At 37.3% G+C, this 19,380-nt stretch carries 13 protein-coding genes; 5 read left to right on the top strand and 8 right to left on the bottom strand.

Going from position 1 to position 19,380, the window contains the following annotated elements; translation table 11 throughout:
- The first annotated feature begins 90 nt into the window (after positions 1 to 90).
- Genes OOZ15_RS08105 through OOZ15_RS08095 form a run of 3 tightly spaced genes read left to right on the top strand, consistent with a single transcriptional unit; the run spans position 91 to position 5,654 of the window.
- Entirely contained in the window at positions 91 to 3,375 is a 3,285-nt protein-coding gene (locus OOZ15_RS08105; RefSeq protein WP_265955687.1) for a VCBS repeat-containing protein, read from the top strand.
- 7 nt (positions 3,376 to 3,382) lie between these two features.
- Positions 3,383 to 4,738: a vanadium-dependent haloperoxidase gene (locus OOZ15_RS08100; protein ID WP_265955686.1), complete on the top strand. Its 1,356-nt coding sequence runs from the start codon at positions 3,383 to 3,385 to the stop codon at positions 4,736 to 4,738.
- Between the two features lie 19 nt (positions 4,739 to 4,757).
- Positions 4,758 to 5,654, top strand: a complete 897-nt coding sequence (locus OOZ15_RS08095; RefSeq protein WP_265955684.1) for a hypothetical protein — start codon at positions 4,758 to 4,760, stop codon at positions 5,652 to 5,654.
- Positions 5,655 to 5,800: 146 nt separating this feature from the next.
- Here OOZ15_RS08095 and OOZ15_RS08090 read toward each other — a convergent pair whose 3' ends face one another.
- The 5 genes from OOZ15_RS08090 to OOZ15_RS08070 all read right to left on the bottom strand — a co-directional run bounded on the left by OOZ15_RS08090 (position 5,801) and on the right by OOZ15_RS08070 (position 10,540).
- On the bottom strand, positions 5,801 to 6,826 hold the full coding sequence (locus OOZ15_RS08090) for a LacI family DNA-binding transcriptional regulator (RefSeq protein WP_265955682.1): 1,026 nt from the start codon (positions 6,824 to 6,826) through the stop codon (positions 5,801 to 5,803).
- Positions 6,827 to 6,935: 109 nt separating this feature from the next.
- The gene (locus OOZ15_RS08085; protein WP_265955681.1) at positions 6,936 to 7,910 is read right to left on the bottom strand and encodes a LuxE/PaaK family acyltransferase; all 975 of its coding nucleotides are present in this window, start codon (positions 7,908 to 7,910) and stop codon (positions 6,936 to 6,938) included.
- A 275-nt stretch (positions 7,911 to 8,185) separates the two neighbouring features.
- A complete protein-coding gene (locus OOZ15_RS08080) occupies positions 8,186 to 9,358 on the bottom strand; it encodes an acetyltransferase domain-containing protein (protein ID WP_265955680.1) in 1,173 nt (390 codons plus the stop codon).
- A 49-nt stretch (positions 9,359 to 9,407) separates the two neighbouring features.
- The gene (locus OOZ15_RS08075) at positions 9,408 to 10,040 is read right to left on the bottom strand and encodes a LysE family translocator (RefSeq protein ID WP_265955678.1); all 633 of its coding nucleotides are present in this window, start codon (positions 10,038 to 10,040) and stop codon (positions 9,408 to 9,410) included.
- Positions 10,040 to 10,540 (bottom strand): cupin domain-containing protein, encoded by a 501-nt coding sequence (locus OOZ15_RS08070; protein WP_265955677.1) that lies wholly within the window; start codon positions 10,538 to 10,540, stop codon positions 10,040 to 10,042. The genes OOZ15_RS08075 and OOZ15_RS08070 overlap by 1 nt, the downstream gene beginning before the upstream one ends.
- A gap of 131 nt (positions 10,541 to 10,671) precedes the next feature.
- Here OOZ15_RS08070 and OOZ15_RS08065 point away from each other — a divergent pair, with 131 nt between their 5' ends.
- Complete coding sequence (locus tag OOZ15_RS08065) at positions 10,672 to 11,118, top strand: Lrp/AsnC family transcriptional regulator (RefSeq protein ID WP_265955676.1); 447 nt, start codon at positions 10,672 to 10,674, stop codon at positions 11,116 to 11,118.
- A gap of 456 nt (positions 11,119 to 11,574) precedes the next feature.
- On the opposite strand, the gene OOZ15_RS08060 is transcribed toward OOZ15_RS08065, so the two are convergent.
- Positions 11,575 to 13,122 carry a T9SS type A sorting domain-containing protein gene (locus tag OOZ15_RS08060; RefSeq protein ID WP_265955675.1) on the bottom strand — a complete coding sequence of 516 codons (1,548 nt, stop codon included), beginning with the start codon at positions 13,120 to 13,122 and terminating at the stop codon, positions 11,575 to 11,577.
- Positions 13,123 to 13,207: 85 nt separating this feature from the next.
- On the opposite strand from OOZ15_RS08060, the gene OOZ15_RS08055 reads away from it, so the two are divergent.
- On the top strand, positions 13,208 to 13,684 hold the full coding sequence (locus OOZ15_RS08055) for a hypothetical protein (RefSeq protein ID WP_265955673.1): 477 nt from the start codon (positions 13,208 to 13,210) through the stop codon (positions 13,682 to 13,684).
- Between the two features lie 674 nt (positions 13,685 to 14,358).
- Here OOZ15_RS08055 and OOZ15_RS08050 read toward each other — a convergent pair.
- Complete coding sequence (locus tag OOZ15_RS08050; RefSeq protein ID WP_265955671.1) at positions 14,359 to 16,302, bottom strand: hypothetical protein; 1,944 nt, start codon at positions 16,300 to 16,302, stop codon at positions 14,359 to 14,361.
- A 52-nt stretch (positions 16,303 to 16,354) separates the two neighbouring features.
- Positions 16,355 to 19,147: a TonB-dependent receptor gene (locus tag OOZ15_RS08045; protein WP_265955668.1), complete on the bottom strand. Its 2,793-nt coding sequence runs from the start codon at positions 19,145 to 19,147 to the stop codon at positions 16,355 to 16,357.
- Positions 19,148 to 19,380 lie beyond the last annotated feature (233 nt).

Genomic DNA, 19,380 nt, shown 5'->3' with positions numbered 1-19,380 from the left:
ATAGCTAAGGCTATTCCAAAAAAAATAGGCCTTGCATCTTACTTGTTCTCTTCATTTTTCAAAAGAAAGCAATTTTTAGAAACCACCTTAATGATTAAAAAGTTTTTATATATAACTCTCTTTGTAGCCATTACCGGATGTGGAAAAAAGGAAGGTTCTCTCTTTTCTAACCCGTCTCCGGAAGAAACAGGTATCGATTTTGTAAACAAGATTACCGAATCGGATGAATTGAACATCCTCGACTACCTCTACTTTTATAATGGTGGTGGTGTTGCTATTGGTGATATTAACAATGATGGTTTGCCCGATATTTTCTTTTCATCCAATCAGGAAAAAAACAAGCTCTACCTCAACAAAGGCAATTTGCAATTTGAAGATATTACCGAACAGGCAGGGGTAGCAGGAAACAGCAGTTGGAACACCGGAGCCGTCATGGGCGATATTAATGGCGATGGCTTACTCGATATTTATGTGTGTGCCGTTGTAGGTATTAACGGGTTTAATGGATATAACGAACTCTACATCAACAATGGAGACAACACCTTTACCGAAAGTGCCGCCAAATACGGTCTGGACTTTGACACTTACAGTTCGTCGGCTGCATTTTTGGATTACGACAAAGATGGCGACCTGGACATTTACCTACTAAATCATGCCGTACATACGCAAGAATCTTTTGGCAATGTCGATCTTCGGAACAAGAGAACTTATGAAACTGGTGATAAATTACTTCGCAACGACATTTATAATTCCCCCCTTGAGGGGGGACCAAGGGGGGTGTTCACAGATGTAAGTGAAGAAGCCGGAATTTTTGGTGGGGTAAATGGTTACGGATTAGGTGTTGCCGTATCTGATTTTAACCAGGATGGATGGCCCGATATTTATGTTGGTAACGATTTTCATGAAGATGATTATTACTATCTGAACAATGGAGACGGTACTTTTTCTGAAAGCCTGAAAGACTATTTTGGTCATACCAGCCGCTTCTCTATGGGGAATGATGTGGCCGATATCAATCATGACGGTTATCCCGATCTTTTATCCTTAGACATGCTTCCCGAAGATGAAAAAGTTTTAAAGTCCTCTGAAGGGGACGACAATCCACAGATGCTTAAAATGAGGACCCAAGCCTTGGGTTATCACTACCAGTTTACCCGCAATATGCTTCAGGTAAATCAACAAGGCACAGGATATGCCGAAACGGCATTGTTAAGCGGCATTGCTGCAACCGACTGGAGTTGGAGTGCCTTGTTTGAAGATTTTAATCAGGATGGCGAACAAGATCTGTTTATTTCCAACGGAATTCCGAAACGCCCTAACGATCTCGATTACATCAAATTTGTATCCGACGAGCATATTAAGAAAAAACTTGATAATACCAGATTGGTTGATAAAAAGGCCCTGGACATGATGCCTAGTGGAAATACCCACAATTATATTTTTGAAGGCTCAGATTCATTGAACTTTTCAGACAGGTCTGGAACATGGATTGGAAAAGACACCCTTATTTCGGGTGCCATGGCCATGGGTGATCTGGATAATGATGGCGATCTGGATGTAGTAACCAACAACATTAATGCTCCTGCCAGCTTATACATTAACAAAACCAATGAAAAAAGCAACTATTTAAAACTTCGTTTTAAGAACAACACAAAAAACCCGTTTGGAATTGGCACCAAGGTGTTTTCGTATGTTGATGGAAACGTTCAGTATAAAGAATTATACACCGTAAGAGGATTCCAGGCTTCTTCGGAACCTGTTATTCATTTAGGATATGGTAAAATTGCCACCGTTGATTCATTATTAATTGTTTGGCCCGATAATACCTATCAAAAACTCAACAATGTTACTACAAATCAAACATTACTTGTTCAAGCTAAAAGCAAAAGGGATCCCTTCAACTTTAATGTGTTGAAACCTAAAAAAGAAAGGCTCTTTGAAAAAATTCCAGATAACCTCGGAATCGATTTTGTACACAAGGAAAACAACTATACCGATTTTAACCGTCAGAAGTTAATTCCGTATCAAATTTCCGATCGTGGTCCGGCAACGGCTGTGGGTGATCTTAACGGCGATGGAAAAGAAGATATCTTTTTTGGCAGTTCGAAAAGGAATCCGGTTCAATTTTATATCCAAACCGACACTGCATTTGTAGCACAAGACTATCCCGAAATCACTAAAGATTCCATTACAGAAGATGTTTCAGCGGTAATTCTTGATACTAACAACGATGGTAAGAACGATCTTTTTATTGGCTCAGGTGGCGGTGAATATTACAACCAAATGACGCCCCTTCTCGATCGGTTTTTTATTCAGGATGAAACAGGCATGAAGAAAGTTGATCTCCCAGAATATTTTGAAAACGTATCGGTAATAAAGGCAAATGATTTTGATGAGGATGGCGACATAGACCTGTTTGTTGGCAGCAATGCCGTAAACAACGATTTTGGTAACATTCCTAATTCATACATCCTCAAAAACAATAATGGAAACTTCAGCATAAAAGAAAATAAGGAATTACAGCAAATTGGCATGGTAACCGATGCTGTTTGGAGCGATTTTGATCGTGATGGTCAAACCGATTTAATTGTTGTAGGCGAATGGATGGCTCCAACTTTCTTTAAAAATGAAAACGGAAGCTTTAAAAAAGTAATCATCACAGATAATAAGCTAAACGGATTATGGCAAGCAATTACTCCTTTTGATATTGATAATGACGGAGATATGGATTATTTGATGGGAAATTGGGGATTAAACAGTAAATTTGAAGCATCTACCAATTACCCTATGAAAATGTATTATGCAGATTTTGATGATAACGGGTATACTGAAACCATTGTTGCAACCGAAAAAAACGGTTTATACTATACGCTTGCAGGTTTAGATGATCTCTCCGCGCAAATGGTAAGGTTGATGCGTAAAAAATTCACCACCTACAAATCATTTGCCGGAAAAACCCTTGAAGAAGTTATCTCTCCCGATTTGCTTAAAAAAGCCGAACTATTGGAAGTTCACACCCTTAAATCGGGCTATTTGGAAAACAATGATGGAAGCTTTAGCTTTAAGGCTTTTAAAAATGAGGTGCAACTAGCACCTATTACCAGCTTTTTGTCTTTTGATTTTAACAAAGATGGAAAAGAAGAGGTTTTGGCTGCCGGAAATTATTTTGGGGTAAAGCCCTACCACGGACGCTTCGATTCGTTTGCCGGAGCTTTGATTTTTGATGATAAAAACATCGTTTTAGCCTCAGACTTAGGGCTAAATCTTATGAATAAAGCAGTAGTACAACTAAACACTATAAGCATCAACAATCAAGATTATTTATTGATAACTATAAACAACAACAAAGCAGAACTTTACAAGCTAATAAAATAACAGACAGATGAAACGAATACTATTTTCTTTTTTAAGCATTCTCGCCATAGCCATGAGCTCATGCAATAAAGAAGAACAACCGATCACAGTAACATCGGAAGATCTACACCACTCGATCGATAAGGTTGTTCAGGTTATGATCCACGATATTTTTTCCCCTCCGGTGGCCAGTAGGATCTTTGTTTATCCCGACATTGCGGCCTACGAGATTATCGCATTGAACGATCCGAATTACAATTCGTTAGCGGGAAAACTCAACGGTCTAAAACCCATTCCAAAGCCTGAAAAAACGGAAGGCATCAATTATCAAGTTGCTGCTTTGATCGCGCATCATGAGATCAGCAAAACCCTTATTTTTTCTGAAGAACGCATCGCCAAGTTTCAAGACAGTATATACAGCGAATGGAAAGAAATCAACGAAAAGGAATTTGATGTCTCCAAAGCTTATGCCATGAAAGTGATCGATCATATAAAAATTTGGATGAACAAGGATAACTATAAGCAAACCCGGACCATGCCAAAATTTACGGTAAATACCGACAACCCTTCCCGCTGGCAGCCAACACCACCGGCCTATATGGATGGTATTGAGCCCCATTGGAATAAAATACGAACCCTCGCCATCGACTCGGCTTCACAGTTCAAGCCTGCCCCGCCTCCGGAGTTTTCCCTGGAAAAGGACAGTGAATTTTTCAAAGAAACCATGGAAGTTTATAATGTCACCAACAAGATCACTGAAGAGGGGGATACTTCCGAAGGTGTGGAAATTGCTAAGTTTTGGGACTGTAACCCTTATGTATCGGTAACGAGGGGTCATTTGATGTTCGCCACCAAAAAAATCACTCCCGGAGCACATTGGATAGGCATAACAAAAATTGCCTGCAGAAAAACCAATAGCGATTTCAATAAAACGATTTTTGCCTATACCAAGACTGCCATTGCCATATTTGACGGTTTTATCTCTTGTTGGGATGAGAAATACCGAAGTAATTTGATCCGTCCGGAAACAGTGATCAATCAGCATATAGACGAAAACTGGAAGCCCATATTGCAAACCCCTCCCTTTCCGGAATACAGCAGCGGACATTCCGTAGTTTCCGGAGCTGCCTCTTCCACCCTGACTTCCATTTTTGGCGATAATTTTGCTTTTGACGACGATACAGAACTACCCTATGGCATTCCCGTTCGGTCCTTCCCTTCGTTCAATAAAGCGGCCGAAGAAGCTGCCTTGAGTCGAATGTATGGAGGAATTCACTATACGGCAGCCATTGAAATAGGTCTCGAACAAGGGAGAAGCATGTCCGACTATATCCTAAAAAAACTGGAAGGCATGAGTAACGAAAAGATTGCAGAAAACAAATAGGCAAAGGCAAAAAACATATATGAAAAAAATAGCTGCGGTAGGTATCGTTATAATTTCTTGTGTCTTGGTTTGGTATTTGTTCTTCAAAAAAGGGGATTACATCTATCAGTTTAAAGAAAAAGCGAGTACCGGAACACTTTATTACAGTATTTCCAATTGGGAAAAGACAAGTGATGATGTGGAAACACAAACGCTGGATAGTGTTTTATACAAGCAACTAACACAAAAGTTAACCTATAAAGACGAGGAATACGTGCTGTTTTGGGATCTTGAAAACCTCAATGATTCCATTTCCAAGGTCAGTGTGGGAGTAAAAAAACCCGGGGAAAGTCTTTATAACAGGCTCACTGCTCCTTTTTCGAAGACTGCATTCAAACAAGAGGCTATCGCTTTCCTTACTGAATTTAAAACCGTGCTTTTCAAAAATTTATCCACTTTTAAGGTAAACATCGAAGGGCGTTCGGTTTCCCCTGAAAAATCATGTGCCTGTGTAAATGCTGTTGCGTCACCGGATAGAAAAGCCGCTCAGATGATGCGTAATTATAATTACATCAGTAATTTTATTGTGCGCCACGATCTGCAAGCTGATGGCTATCCGATGGTGATCATCAATAATTTTGATAAGGAAGTCGATCGCATAGATATGGATTTTTGTTTCCCGATAAAAGGAGTCACCTCATTACCTGAAAGCAAGGATATTTATTTTAGGGGAATATCGGCAGAACCCTCGCTAAAAGGGATTTTCAACGGTAATTATATGTATTCCCATCACTCCTGGTTCAGTCTTTTTGATTATGCCGAAAATCATGATATACAACTCAAAACAAAGATCGTGGAGCAATTTCACAACAACCCTAATTTAGGAGGCGATGCTTTAAAATGGAAGACTGAAGTGTATATTCCTTTGGTGGAATAACAGAGGGTGTCTAAAAAGCCTTGATTAATTTGATTTGTCAGTCTGAGCCTGTCGAAGACTTATTGATCTTCAATCAACGATACTTCGACAGGCTCAGTATGACATCTGAATTTATGTCTTTTTAGACACCCTCTACTTTTATACCACTATCTCGTAGATTCCCTTTTTACCAAGCTGGACTTAATGATTTCGGTTTGATAAGGGAGTGGTGCGTCTGTAGTTTCTTCTTCCAACCTATTTATCAGTAGGTTTGCAGCTTTTGCCCCTATGTCTTCACCGTGTTGGCTTACCGTTGTTAAAGACGGACTACTACTTATGGAAATGATCCCATCGGTAAAACCGACAAAAGAAATATCTTCCGGGATAGATTTACCCATTTTTTGAGCAATTTTCATAGCCGATACCGCAAAGAATTCAGTAACACCAAACACAGCATCTACTTGCTGATTTTTCAATAAATCCTCAATAGGTGAAAAGCCTCCATAAAAATCTTCCAATTTTACGATCAGGTTGCTGTCCACTTCCATTCCTGCATCTTTCAGGGCTCGTTTATATCCTTCGGTTCGCAATTTCCCAACACTCATATAATCCGGCATGGTCAAAAGGGCTATGCGCTTACAACCGCTCTCGATCAAATATGAAACCGCACTGTATGCACCGTGAAAATCATCGATAATGACCTTGTCACAATTCTTTACCTCGTCGGTAATCCTGTCGATCATCACCACCGGCATCCCCTGATTGATGACCTCATTGATATGGTGAAAATCCTGTTCTTTTTCCGTTCCCTTAGACAACGACATGATAAACCCGTCTATACTCCCGTTGGCCAGCATTTCCATATTGATCACCTCCTTGTCGAAAGATTCATTGGAAATACAAACGATCACATTGTATCCTTTTTCAGAAGCCAAACGTTCAATTCCATTGATTACGGAAGAAAAAAAGTAATGCACAATTTCCGGAAGGATGACACCAATATTTTTGGTCTTCTGATTTTTAAGGCTTAAAGCAATATTGTTCGGCTTGTAATGATGCTCTTTGGCAAAAGCCTGAATTATTTCCTTTGTCTTTTGACTGATCTCCGGACTGTCCTTTAACGCCTTTGAAACTGTCGATATCGATACGTTAAATCTTTTGGAAATCTCTTTGAGCGTTATTTTTTGCTTCATTTTCTACCCTTCCTTTTTTTAAGAACTCAAATTTAAACTTTTTTAATTAGAACTCATTTAAACTTTTCTTAATTGGCTAAATCCCGATGCTTCGGGAGTTCTTTTTCATTTACAACACCATCAAATTACAGCCACGGATATCAGAATGATCAAAACGTCCGATGACTTCAAACTGATTCCCCCTGATCCGTCCCAAGTCTTGTGTGGCAATAAACGAACAAGAATTGATATTTGACAAATCGATGACATTGATTCCGCCCGACTTGCCTTCATCCATAATCGTAAGTGCATCTTCGGTGTCTCGAACCACGATTTTCATCCATGGCGGACATTCAAAAACCCCATCGCCCTTGGAATAGGCTTGGGAGAGCAGTTCGGTCATACCGTATTCCGAATGGATTTTCCCCACTCCAAAACCAGTCGCCAGCTCTTTATGCAATTCCTCCCTGATCATTTCCTTTCGTCTTCCCTTCATGCCCCCGGTTTCCATAACAATGGTATTCTTTAGCTGAAAATCGTGTTTTTCCACCAAATCCAACAATGCAAAAGAAACCCCGATAAGCAGCACTTTTTTCCCTGCTTCGTCAAGTAATCTCAACTGATGGGCCAATTCGTCCAAATTATGAAGGTAGAATCCGCTTTCAGGATGTTTAGACTGCTCAATCATATCATTGACCATATAGATCAAGGAAGATCCTTTGCGTTCCAAATAAGCCGGTAAAAGTGCTAAGACCGTATAATCTTTTACATCACCGTAAAAGTGGGAAAACCCTTTTCTAAAGCTCTTTTCATACACCGACAGATCGGTTACATGGTGTTTGCTTGTACGCGTTCCCGTAGTTCCGCTACTGGTAAAGGTAACCTGTACGGCTTCATCTTTGCTCAACACCTTATGCGACTTAAAAAACTGTATCGGTAAAAAAGGAATCTCCCGTACCGTACCCACATTTTTCGGATTTCTACCCAAATGATTGCAAAAATCCCTGTACACCTTATTGTTTTGATACTGAAACCGAAACACTTCCATAGCTACTTCCTCGAAGTGGGTTGCCGATTGAATATTAAAAATAGCTTGGGAATTCATGCACTTGTTTTATTCCTGCAAAAATAGGGAAAATAGTAGTGTTCACATCCCCTTGTCCTACTGAAGTTATATTCAGCACAGGTCTTCGAAGGACATCCTCCTTTCATCAGCTTGCTTATCCATGAGACACCCGGCCCACCTGTCTGCCGACAGGCAGGTTCGCTAAATTAGTCCATCGGACTAATTCTTAACGTTCTGTCCTCCCCTCAAAGGTCAGCCCGATAGTCATTGAAACGGGATTGTGGAGTAGTTAGCATTGATGGCAATAGTTATTGTTACAAATAACTAAGCCATTTTTTCTCCTTATGATTGAGCTTATATAAACTAAATTTTTTACACATAGGGTATAGCAAAAGTATTATACCTATCCATATTAGGTATACGCATACTAAATTTAAACCATACCCTTTGAGTTTAGAAGATTCTGTAACCCATCCTGTTATAATCATTTTTTGCCAACCAAAATCTGTCAACCAAGCCAAAAGTAAAGCTAATGTATGAATAATATATAAATGAATGATATAGTAGAAGAATGGCACCTTTCCAAATACACACAAAAAGTTTACAATTTTTCCTTTTGCATTTTCAGTATATGCCAAAATAAGAAATACTGGCCCTAATGTCATGAGTATATAAGTTAGCGAAGGAGGATATTTCGCAGGATTTAAAAACGAAAATACTGTTTTTAATATAGTGTCGTAACTTTTCCAATAATTAGGGTTTCCATACCCGTTAATTAGACGGATAACTATAAATGCAACTATAGCAGATGTCCCAACAATCTTAAACATCTTTTGTCGCTTCAAAGGTTCTTTGGATGAATTGTAGAAGGAACCGAAATAATATCCTAGCGACATTACTCCAATCCAAGGAATGATGGGATAGCCCACTAGTAAAATTTTACCATTTTCTAAGGTAAAGAAACCGAATTCATGAATAATTGACCAAAATATACCCTTTTCAATAGTGAGGTAGTCTAGTATGTTGTGTCCAAAAATCAACAAAACACTGAAGATTAAAACATATTTTAATGGTAAGTGGATGAGTGTAGCAAGAAATATCATACTTATTCCTAACGACCAGATTACCAGTAAACTTATCGTACCAAAATGAATGTCGAAATACCAAGAAAAATTCACTACTATTAATTCAATGAAAACCAACCAAATACCTCTTTTTAAAAGAAAGGAGGATAATTCTGGTTTTGATTTTTTTCTACCGACTAAATACGCAGAAATACCGGCTAAAAAGCTAAAAGTAGGAGCACAATAATGCGTAATCCAACGCGTAAAAAAGAGAGCGATATTCGTGTTTTCTGGATCGGCCGGGTCAAAGAAAAAAGCATCGTAATGAAAATAATCCCGTACATGGTCTAATGCCATAAAGACCATAACCAGACCTTTCAGTAAATCAAGGGATCCTATTCTATTCGATTTATTTTGATTCATATTGTCTTTTAATTATTGCAACGTTTGATGGTATGGTGTCGTGTAGTATTTATTGTTTGGATGTCAATAATTTAAGCCCTAATCCAATAAAAATCAGTCCGCTTAGTTTTTGCATCACCTTTCCGATTTTGCCATTTTTTCGCAGTGTTCCTGTAATCAATGAAGATGAATATGCGAGAAACAAACACCAAATGGTTCCAGTTGCCATAAAAGTCAAACCAAGTAGTAAAAACGGAATTGCTCCTTGTGCATAATCTGGGTTAATAAATTGTGGTAGAAATGCAAGAAAGAATAGCGCTACTTTAGGATTCAATACATTGGTCAATACTCCCTGTCTGTAAATCTTTTTCAAGTCCATTCGCTCTATGTTACTTTTTTCATTCTCAAAAATGTTTGATTTATCAGTCAACATTTTTATGCCAAGGAACACCAAATAGGCTACTCCAATATATTTTACAATCGAAAATGCGATGGCCGATTTTGCAAGAACAATCGATAATCCAAAGGAGGCAAACAAAGTATGTATTAATCCACCCGTCACGATGCCATAAACAGAATAATACCCTGCTTTTCTTCCTTGGGCAATGCTTCTGGTCAATATATACATAGTGTCAGTGCCGGGGGTGAGGTTTAAAATGGCTCCGGCGATTAAAAATCCAATATAGTTTTCAATTCCAAACATTATTCGTCTTTTAAAAAGTCAATCTCAGTGTCTAAGTCAAAATATTTCCAAATGTTCCGATTTTTATTGTTTTGGCAGGGTGCTCCTCCTCCAAACAATCCAACTTTATTTGAATCAGGCATGAACACTAAATCCGGATGATTGGTGGTTCCAAAATCCAGATATTTTAAAGTTTTGTCAGTCGATGTGTTTTTAAGTTGATGGACTCCTTTTTCTCCAATTGGAAATCTTAAAAAATCACCTGATTTAACTTTCAAAATTTTATCATTTGTCCTCAGTTCACCTTCTCCGTCAATGATGTAAAAAACCTCCTCATTCGCAATATGATAATGAAAAGGCCAATTTACTTTTCCGGGAGGGATTTCATAAAGACTTGCAACCATTTTATTCGTAGTCAAGTCTTTGGTGAAATTTTTTCTCTTATGCTGAATTTTGTCACCGCGAGACCAGGAGTCCCACTCTAATTTGTTTTCATTAATTCTTAAAGTTTCGTTTTCCATAGTTGCTTATTTAAAATTACGTTGTAAAGATATAGCTGCCACAAAGCATATTCACCAGTGATTCTATGGTGAAAAGATAAAATTTCCGTGAAATATTTCTTATTTTTACAAAAATTCAACCGATTCCTAAAATGGATAAACTGGACTGGAAAATATTAGATCTGTTACAGGAAAACGCACGCTATCCTATAGCTGAAATTGGCAGAAAAATAGGATTAAGCGCATCAGCAGTTGCTGAGCGAATACAAAAAATGGAAGAGAATGAAATTATAGAAACTTATTCTATCAGGATTAATAAGAAAAACATAGGCTTGCCCTTATCGGCTTATATTTCTTTAAGCGTAAGCTATATTAATTTCAACCCTTTTGTTAAAGCGCTTGAAAATTTTCCTGAATTGGAACATTGTAGCAGGGTAACAGGAAAAGATTGCTTGATTATGCGTTTTAACCTTCGGGATAGTGAACATTTGGAGGAAGTAATAAATCGTTTGGCTAAATTTGGCGATCCTTCTACCTTAGTAATTCTCTCAGATATTATCAAAAACAAACCCATTACCAACCCCATAATAAACCACTGATTATAGCACTAATTCACCCAATTGGTATCTGGTTAGAATGCAAAAAGGGAATCTCTCGAACTGTCCCCACATTTTTCGGATTTCTACTCAAATGATCGCAAAAATCCCTGTACACCGTACACCACATTGTTTTGATACTGAAACCGAAACATCTCCATAGCTACTTCCTCGAAGTGGGTCGATGATTGAATATTGAAAATAGCTTGGGAATTCATGCACTTGTTTTATTCCTGCAAAAATAGGGAAGCCCTGTCGGGTTATAGAACCTGACAGGGCTGTATATAATTGAATATGGGGCACTAAAAAGAGGGTGCCTAAAAAGATATTTTATGTCAGTTCGAGCGCAGTCGAGAACTAAATAACTATTGAAAATGAATAGGTTTCGACTGCGCTCAACCTGACAATATCTAGTTTGAATTCCTTTTTAGACACCCTCTAAATTATGTTTAAGAAAATTTAGTCCTTTGAAATTTTATAGGTTTTATTATTTGCTTTGATGATATAATTCCCTTTGGGCAAACTTTGTATTACTTGTTCTTCCTCTTCTTTACTGTTCACTTCTTCTGATAAGACTCGGTTGCCTGAAAAATCAAATGTTTGAACTTGATAAGGTTTTAATGGTGGTTTAGAGGCTGTATTTGTAGAATAAATAAACCCAACACGATTTTCATATTCAGACAAACTATTATCGCTGTTTTCATATACTACTGAAAAAATAAAATAATACCCTTGATTGTTCGTAACGCTCGCACTACCTATATAACCATTACCCGGAGTAACATATGTTTTAAGTGTAGCCTGACCTCCGGGAGAAATGGAGCTTATCTCATCATCATCTATGAAATAGTCATTGAATTGATCAAACGAACTATTGTATGAAAAAAACTTAGACAAATTAATATCAACAGCCTCTCCTCCACTATTTTTCAAGGTATATCTAAATTCATAACTATTATTATAACTTAAAGTAGGTGTACTATTAGTATTAGAGTTAAATATTTCAGTACTTCCATTACGTATAATCCTTAGGTTAGTAATTTCAATATCGGCTAACTCCGATGAACAATTTGCAAAAAATGAACTTCCTATGTTGGATGTACCTATATTTGTTTCAGCAGATGAATTAGGATTATTACTTGTGTTTGTTACTTCATAATATCTATGACCGATACCTGTACCTCTATCAATATAGTATATTTTTCCTATTGTTAATGCTTGATCAATATCAATATTGACACCAACAGAATTTTCAGCATCATTATTACATTTTGAAGCCTCTGCTTCTTGTTGTGTTCGCCCTCTATATTTAATTACATGGTATTTATCATTACTATCACATACATCAATAACCCCATCATTATCCGAATCCGGGAATGATACTGGAGATATCGAACCAGTACCAGACAAATTTTCATCTTCATCTGCAGAATCGGCATAATATGAAGATTTGAGATAATAATATCCGGGTGGGTAACTATTTAAGCTGGTATTTACATAATAGACCCTGTCTGGTGTTAGGGGTTCGGGTGTCAATATATCAACTTTAGCATCTCTTCTACTAGATGCCACATTACAATATTCATTTTGAGCTTCTGAAGATGTTTCACCTAAGAAATAAAACCTGTGATATTTTTCGGTATTGACACAAATATCTTGGATTGTTATACTACTTCCACTTATATTGTAGTCCCAATCATCGTTCCTAGAGTCTCTAGAATATGTAACTGCCCAAAGTCCACTATCTGCTCCAAAGTCATAATAAAAAGTTGTACCTATTGGAAGCTTATCTTCTATAGAAATATTCACTTTGCGACTCAGGGTAGATGTTGTTCCATTTAAACAAAACTCATGTCTTGAAGACATATTTGTATAAACCTTTTTTACCCTATGGTATTTTTGGGTCACCTGTGCTGTAACATTGATGACACACAGCATCATTAAAATAAAAGTAGTAATTTTTTTCATGGTAAAGTTTTTTAAGATTTGAGAGATAAAATTACCCATGAATAGAATTTTTTATATTTATTTAATGTTAACAAACCGTTATTTAATATATTTACTCCTATTATTAATTTAATTCTTATAAACAATGAAAAACGTTATCCAAACATCACTGACCGAAAAAGACAAAAGTCAGGTGGACGAACTGATTACAAAACTTGAAGATCTATTAAAAGGAAAGCTATCTGCTTTAACAGAACAGGAACGTATAAAATACGGTTCTATCAACGAACAGAACAAGCTTTTTGTAAACAAAGTGAACGGTTATGTGCAAACAACACCAACCTTATGTGCTCCCGAAGTAGATTGGGAGGATTTTAAAAAAGATTATAATGCCCGGTTATTTTTAGAAAGCCGTACCGAGCGTTTGCAGAGTTTGGCATTCCAAATGGAAAGTACAAAAATGATGCACGATTATGACAATTTCCGCGATGCTTTAATAGACTATAATTATGCTCAGTATAAAAAAGGTGCCGGAGAAAATGGCTATACCGAAAAAGTGGCCGAACTCAGGCAATTTTTCCCACGTGGCAACCGTAAAAATGGAGACAAAACCATTGAATAGGTTGTAATTATATATATTCCCTCATTCTTTCTTTATTCCCCTCATTCTTTTTCTTCAAAACTCCTCCTCTTTCCTTTACATTCATTATTAAATTAGAACTCGTTTAAGCTTTCTTAATTGAAGCGAAAAATAGAGATTTTTGCTCCAGATGAAGGCTTTTTTGCGCTGCATAGCCATAGCTATGGAGCAATAAAAAGACAAAATATGGGGTAAAAAGATCATTTTGTAGCCAATTGGAGAAAGTTTAAATGAGTTCTTAGTCAAAAAGGTATCCCTAATACGTTGTCAAGGTGGTCCGTTTAGGTTAATGACCCAAAAATATACGTTGTAGAACGTAAACGGATACGTCCTGAACGTAAAATTATACGTTAAGTAACGTAAAAAAATACGTTGTGCAATGTAAAATTTTACGTTAGACAACGTATTCTAACACGTTCGGAACGTAAAAACTTCATCAAATAACGTAAAAACAGGGAGAAAGCACCTAAAAATAGTGCGTGAACACCCCTAAAGAGCTACGCTCGCAAACTTCACTACAAAATATATTTTGTCGCTCTGTTTATCCTCAAGGGGACAGTTTTTCGTGTCTTATATGCGAAAATAAAACAAAAAACCCCGGCGCATTGCCGGGGTTTGGGTTTATAGAATATTATTTTATTCTTCTTTCTCTCTGCTTACAAAGAAGCTTCAATCCAAGACCATCCTGAGATATCCAAGGCAGTACCATTGAATACATCGTCTTCAGCAGTTGTTAAAGGTGTACCATCAACTATTACATTACTTGGAGCACCTCCATTAGGAAAATCAACATTGGTTGTATAACCTGAAAGGTGTGCGTTTTCAAAAGTTGCTCCAGATTCCTTTTTAAACTGTAATCCAGTACCAGCTGTTGAGGCTACTGCAGTAAAGTTTACCAAGGTAGGGTTACCGTTAGTTCCATCAGCTTCTACTGCTGTTGAGAACCCTTCAATGCTATGAGAAACATAAACATTGGTTACAGTTCCATTCCATCCTTCAGTCCAGTCTACAGCATCGTCTTCATTATTTTCCAAATAAAGGTTTGTTGCAGAAACAGTTCCTCCGAAGAATTCAACTCCGTCATCAGCACCATTTTTAACCGCAATGTTTTCAATTGTTGTTCCTGAACCTACAGCATATAAAGAAACTCCATTATATTGAGACTCAGAATTAATTTGAGCTCCAGTTCCAACTATTACAAGGTTAGTGATACTTCCTGAGCTATCGGCATCATCAGTTCCACCGTAAATGAAACCACCAACTTCTGCTACAGCGTCTACACCGGCAGTTGTTGTAGCGTTTCCGCAGATGGTTAATCCACCCCAATCGCCAGGGTTACCATCAACAGATCCTATCACTACAGGGTTTTCAGGAGTTCCTTGAATATCTATTTCGCCTCCTTTTAATACAGCAATGTAAACAGAAGTTCCGCCATTAGCAGCTGTTATTTTAGTACCGGCAGGTATAGTTAATTTACCTCCATCTCTTACAATATAAGAAGAGTTTAATTCGTATGCTACAGAAGCATCTAGTGTTACTTCAGCATCAACATATCCTTGAAGCACTTCATCACTTATAGTTGCATTAGAGTTTACCCAAGCAAATGTACTAACATCTACGGTTGGTTCTGTAGTATAACTTTTAAATTCATCAGCCGTTTCGCCTTCTATAACCACATTGGCAAGAGGACCACCATCTGCCATATCTATAGATGTAGTATATCCGGTAAGCGATAATCCATTAATAGTAGCTCCGGATTCTTTTTTGAACTGAAGAGCAGTACCTCCGGTTGCTGAAACAGCTGTAAAGTTATTGAATGTAGGATTGTTGTTTACTTTATCCGCTTCAATAGCTGTAGAGAAGCCTTCAATAGTGTGCAACACATAAGTGTTATCCACAGTACCACTCCAACCTTCTGTCCAGTCAACTGCATCATCTTCATTGTTTTCTAAATACAGATTGGTAGCTGATACAGTACCTCCAAAGAATTCAACACCATCGTCAGTCCCGTTCAACATAGCCACATTGCTGATAGATGTTCCAGAACCAACAGCATATAAAGTAAGACCATTGTATTGTGATTCTGCGTTAATCTGAGCACCAGCATAGTTAATGATCAGATAGTTGATTGAACCTGAGTCATCAGCATCGTTATTCCCACCATAAATAAATCCACCAACTTCAGCAGATGAGTTCGCACCAGCAGTAGTTGTAGCGTCACCAAGAATAACCAATCCTCCCCAGTCACCTGGAGTTTCATTCTTGGATGTCATTAATACAGGGTTACTTTCCGTACCTTGTACATCTATTTTAGACCCTTTGTCGATAGTTATGTACTTATCTGTTCCTGATTCAGAAACAATTTTAGTGCCAGCTGGAATAGTCAAAGTAGCTCCTTCGGTAACAAAAAAACTTCCCGTCAAGGTATATTCTATACTTGAATCTAAGGTAGTATCCTCAGTAAGGTTCCCTTCAAGGGTATCGTCTGTTGGTTCCGGTGGCTCCGGACCATCTGGTGTGTCATCACTGCTACAGCCTGTGATGATAAGTGCACATAGAATTGTGCATAATACTGAAATTTTCATCATTGTTTTTTTCATAATAAATAAAATTTAAAAATTGATTCTCCTCTTTTTGGTTTAATTGTTTTGATTAAAAACTATAATTAACTCCTAAACTTAGTCTAACACCATTTGTATAGGATCTTACTACTCGGTTTGTTTCAATACCCGTAGTACTTGGCTTTACATTTTGTGTTCTTTTTACATCAGGATTTAAAAGGTTTCTTCCCATTAATCGAAAGCTCCAATGTTCTCCAAAATCTTTACTGAGCACGGCATCTAAGACTACAAACCCTTCTTCAATAATCTCATCGTTATAGTTGATATCACTTTCGGTTTGTATCTCAGGGGCTCCTATAGCAAATATCTTATCTGAAGCATAATTCGCCGTTACGGTAGCGTTAAATTCATTCTCTTGTTTTGTTGAAAAACTTAACGAAGAATTAAATATCCATTCTGAAGCTCCTTGTAAACCTGTTTCTGTTAATCCTTTGTAACGGAATGTTCGTATGAAATTCCCTTCTTCATCATGCATTTCTTTTAAATCCTGCTGATGCCACATTCTTGTTGCATTAAGATTTAAGTTAAGGTCATATCCTGAATCAACCTCTTCAGACTTTACCAAGTCTAGTCTCGTTTCTAATTCTAAACCAAAAATCCTTGCCTCTTCTCCCGAATTAAAATATGAGAATACTCCTGCAGAACCCCTGTCCTGCACTTTGTTAATAGGATCTTCTATAGTTTTATAGAATCCTGCAAACGAAACTAATTGTCCCGGAGTAATGAAATATTCATACTTTAGGTCGTAGTTATAATTAGTTGACGCTTCTATATTTGGATTACCACGAGTTACCTGCCCAGTGGGTGACACATATTCAAAAGGAGCCATTTCCTTAAATTCAGGTAATGTAATGGTTCGGCTTGTTGCAAAACGGATACCGTGTTTTTCATTGAAGTTGTATTTCATATTCAGACTAGGATACACATCTGAATACGATTTGCTTGAAGTCCCCTCTCTTCCAGGGTAGTTATTCACGTCAAAGTTAACATCAAGATCATCTACCTCATAACGGAATCCTACATTTGCAATAAAGTTTTTAATTCCAATGCTAAAATTCACAAAACCTGCAATTGAGCTCAATTCACCATCGTAATAATCCGTTGGTAAAATGTTTTCAGTCAAGGTTCCATTATTCCAGTTTTCCCGTGTAAATACTGAAGATATATCATCAATAGATGTCGGGTTTAATGTGTTTGTCGAAGCTTCTTCCAGCCCATAAAAATTAGATTCAAAATCACGTGTTTTATTTCTGAAATTTGCACCAACATTAATATTAAACTGTTTTTCTTCCTCATCTATAAAAACAAGCTTATCCTTAATCAACCCATTAATCTCCCTATCACTGATTTCCTGACTGGATTTTCTTTGTTGAAACCCACCTGTTCTACCAAGCTGAACAAAATCACTATCTATATCAAAATTCACCTCGTTACGAATTCTGTTAGGCTCATCGGCATCTACCATATTATAGCCCACTGCCCAATCCAATTGGTTTTTTTCTGATATAAAATGAGTTCCCACCAATTGATTGATCCATAATCTGGTTTGTTTGATATTTTGGTCTCTTATAAACTGTGAAAGCCCCTCAGCGGTTTCCGTTTCTTCAAACGCCCATCCTTCACCATTCCTTCCTCCTTCATAAACTTCATCGGAAAGTTTATTTACAAAAAGACTGTGAAACTTCACCTTACTATTAGAATTAATAAAATAACCTACATCCAACAAACCGGTTGTAGTGATATTTTTAGAATAATTCACGGCATCTGTTATACTATCATTGATAAAGTTACTTCTGTATTCTCTAAAAACCCCTTCTTTATATTCATGACTTGTGGATTGTGAACCTGTAAAGAACAATGATAATTTTTCTCCTATTTTTTTACCAGCTGTAATGGCATAACGATAATTCATGGGGTTATCGGCAGTCTGTGTATTCCATGTCTGGTCAACAAGAGCATTATAGGTATGGATATCTTTTTTATAAAAACCCATAGTAACATCACTCGTGTTAGGCGACACTTTAAAATTATCGCTAACTCCACTTTGCATTACATTAGTATTAGCACCCCCACGAATTCCAATACTGAATTCTTCACTTCCTGCCAATTCTCTCGTTGCTATATCAATATTACCCGATGCCTGATCTGCCGAGCTTTGAGTAGAATACGTTTTACTTATACCCACATTTTGAATTACTCTTGTGGGAAACAGGCTTAAATCAATATTTTTACGCTCTACATCATCAGAAGGCACAGGTAAACCATTCATTGTAGTTGACAGATACCTGTCCCCCAATCCTCTTACATAAACATCCCCAGATGCTTCACTACTGGTAACACCAGAAATTTTTGTAGTTGCAGTCGCTACATCAGAAACCCCCAACTTACTGAGCTGTTGAGCTCCAATACTCTCTTTTATTTCAACAGCTTTTTTCTGATCAAGTAATAAAGCAGTTTCAGAATCTCTTCTAACAGTGGTAGTCACCACTACCTCATCTAAACTCACGCTTCCTGCACCTAAACCGGTATTGATTTCAGTTACCTTACCTGCTTCAACCACAACATCCGGCACTTTCAGCGTTTCATATCCTATAAAACTTACAACTATTGTGTATGTTCCCGGTTCTACATTACTGATTTCATACAAGCCATCTATATCGGTTGTAGTTCCTTTACTCGACCCCTGAATCTGCACATTCGCAAATGGTAATGGGTCATTATTCATTTCCTTATCAGTGATCACTCCAATTATTGATCCTGTCATCTCTTGCGCCATGGCTAAGGCACTAACAAACAGCATTAAAGCTGCAAATAAATGTTTCATTCTTCAATTTAGATTTTCGTTGCAAATAAACGAGCGATATCTAAATATCAAGTTACCCACATGTTAAACCTAAATCAGTTTTATGTTACCTTTGTGTTATCATATTAAATCAATGTTAAGTGCTTTTATATTTTAATATTATATTTACTTTTGACCTGCGAAATGTAACGTAGTTGTTTTTAAAATGTTAAAAATGATTATATTACAAAATAGGTTGTTTAAATGAGATTATC

It is taken from the genome of Galbibacter kalidii (assembly GCF_026241135.1).
In the GTDB taxonomy this organism is placed as follows: domain Bacteria; phylum Bacteroidota; class Bacteroidia; order Flavobacteriales; family Flavobacteriaceae; genus Galbibacter.
Note: the sequence above shows the minus strand (reverse complement) of the source record. Positions and strands in the feature narration are given on the sequence as shown.

Excerpts from the sequence above, each read along its gene's own strand:
- OOZ15_RS08105 (WP_265955687.1), top strand. The coding sequence starts at position 91 with ATGATTAAAAAGTTTTTATATATAACTCTCTTTGTAGCCATTACCGGA.
- OOZ15_RS08100 (WP_265955686.1), top strand. The coding sequence starts at position 3,383 with ATGAAACGAATACTATTTTCTTTTTTAAGCATTCTCGCCATAGCCATG.
- OOZ15_RS08095 (WP_265955684.1), top strand. The coding sequence starts at position 4,758 with ATGAAAAAAATAGCTGCGGTAGGTATCGTTATAATTTCTTGTGTCTTG.
- OOZ15_RS08090 (WP_265955682.1), bottom strand. The coding sequence starts at position 6,826 with ATGAAGCAAAAAATAACGCTCAAAGAGATTTCCAAAAGATTTAACGTA.
- OOZ15_RS08085 (WP_265955681.1), bottom strand. The coding sequence starts at position 7,910 with ATGAATTCCCAAGCTATTTTTAATATTCAATCGGCAACCCACTTCGAG.
- OOZ15_RS08080 (WP_265955680.1), bottom strand. The coding sequence starts at position 9,358 with ATGAATCAAAATAAATCGAATAGAATAGGATCCCTTGATTTACTGAAA.
- OOZ15_RS08075 (WP_265955678.1), bottom strand. The coding sequence starts at position 10,040 with ATGTTTGGAATTGAAAACTATATTGGATTTTTAATCGCCGGAGCCATT.
- OOZ15_RS08070 (WP_265955677.1), bottom strand. The coding sequence starts at position 10,540 with ATGGAAAACGAAACTTTAAGAATTAATGAAAACAAATTAGAGTGGGAC.
- OOZ15_RS08065 (WP_265955676.1), top strand. The coding sequence starts at position 10,672 with ATGGATAAACTGGACTGGAAAATATTAGATCTGTTACAGGAAAACGCA.
- OOZ15_RS08060 (WP_265955675.1), bottom strand. The coding sequence starts at position 13,122 with ATGGGTAATTTTATCTCTCAAATCTTAAAAAACTTTACCATGAAAAAA.
- OOZ15_RS08055 (WP_265955673.1), top strand. The coding sequence starts at position 13,208 with ATGAAAAACGTTATCCAAACATCACTGACCGAAAAAGACAAAAGTCAG.
- OOZ15_RS08050 (WP_265955671.1), bottom strand. The coding sequence starts at position 16,302 with ATGAAAAAAACAATGATGAAAATTTCAGTATTATGCACAATTCTATGT.
- OOZ15_RS08045 (WP_265955668.1), bottom strand. The coding sequence starts at position 19,147 with ATGAAACATTTATTTGCAGCTTTAATGCTGTTTGTTAGTGCCTTAGCC.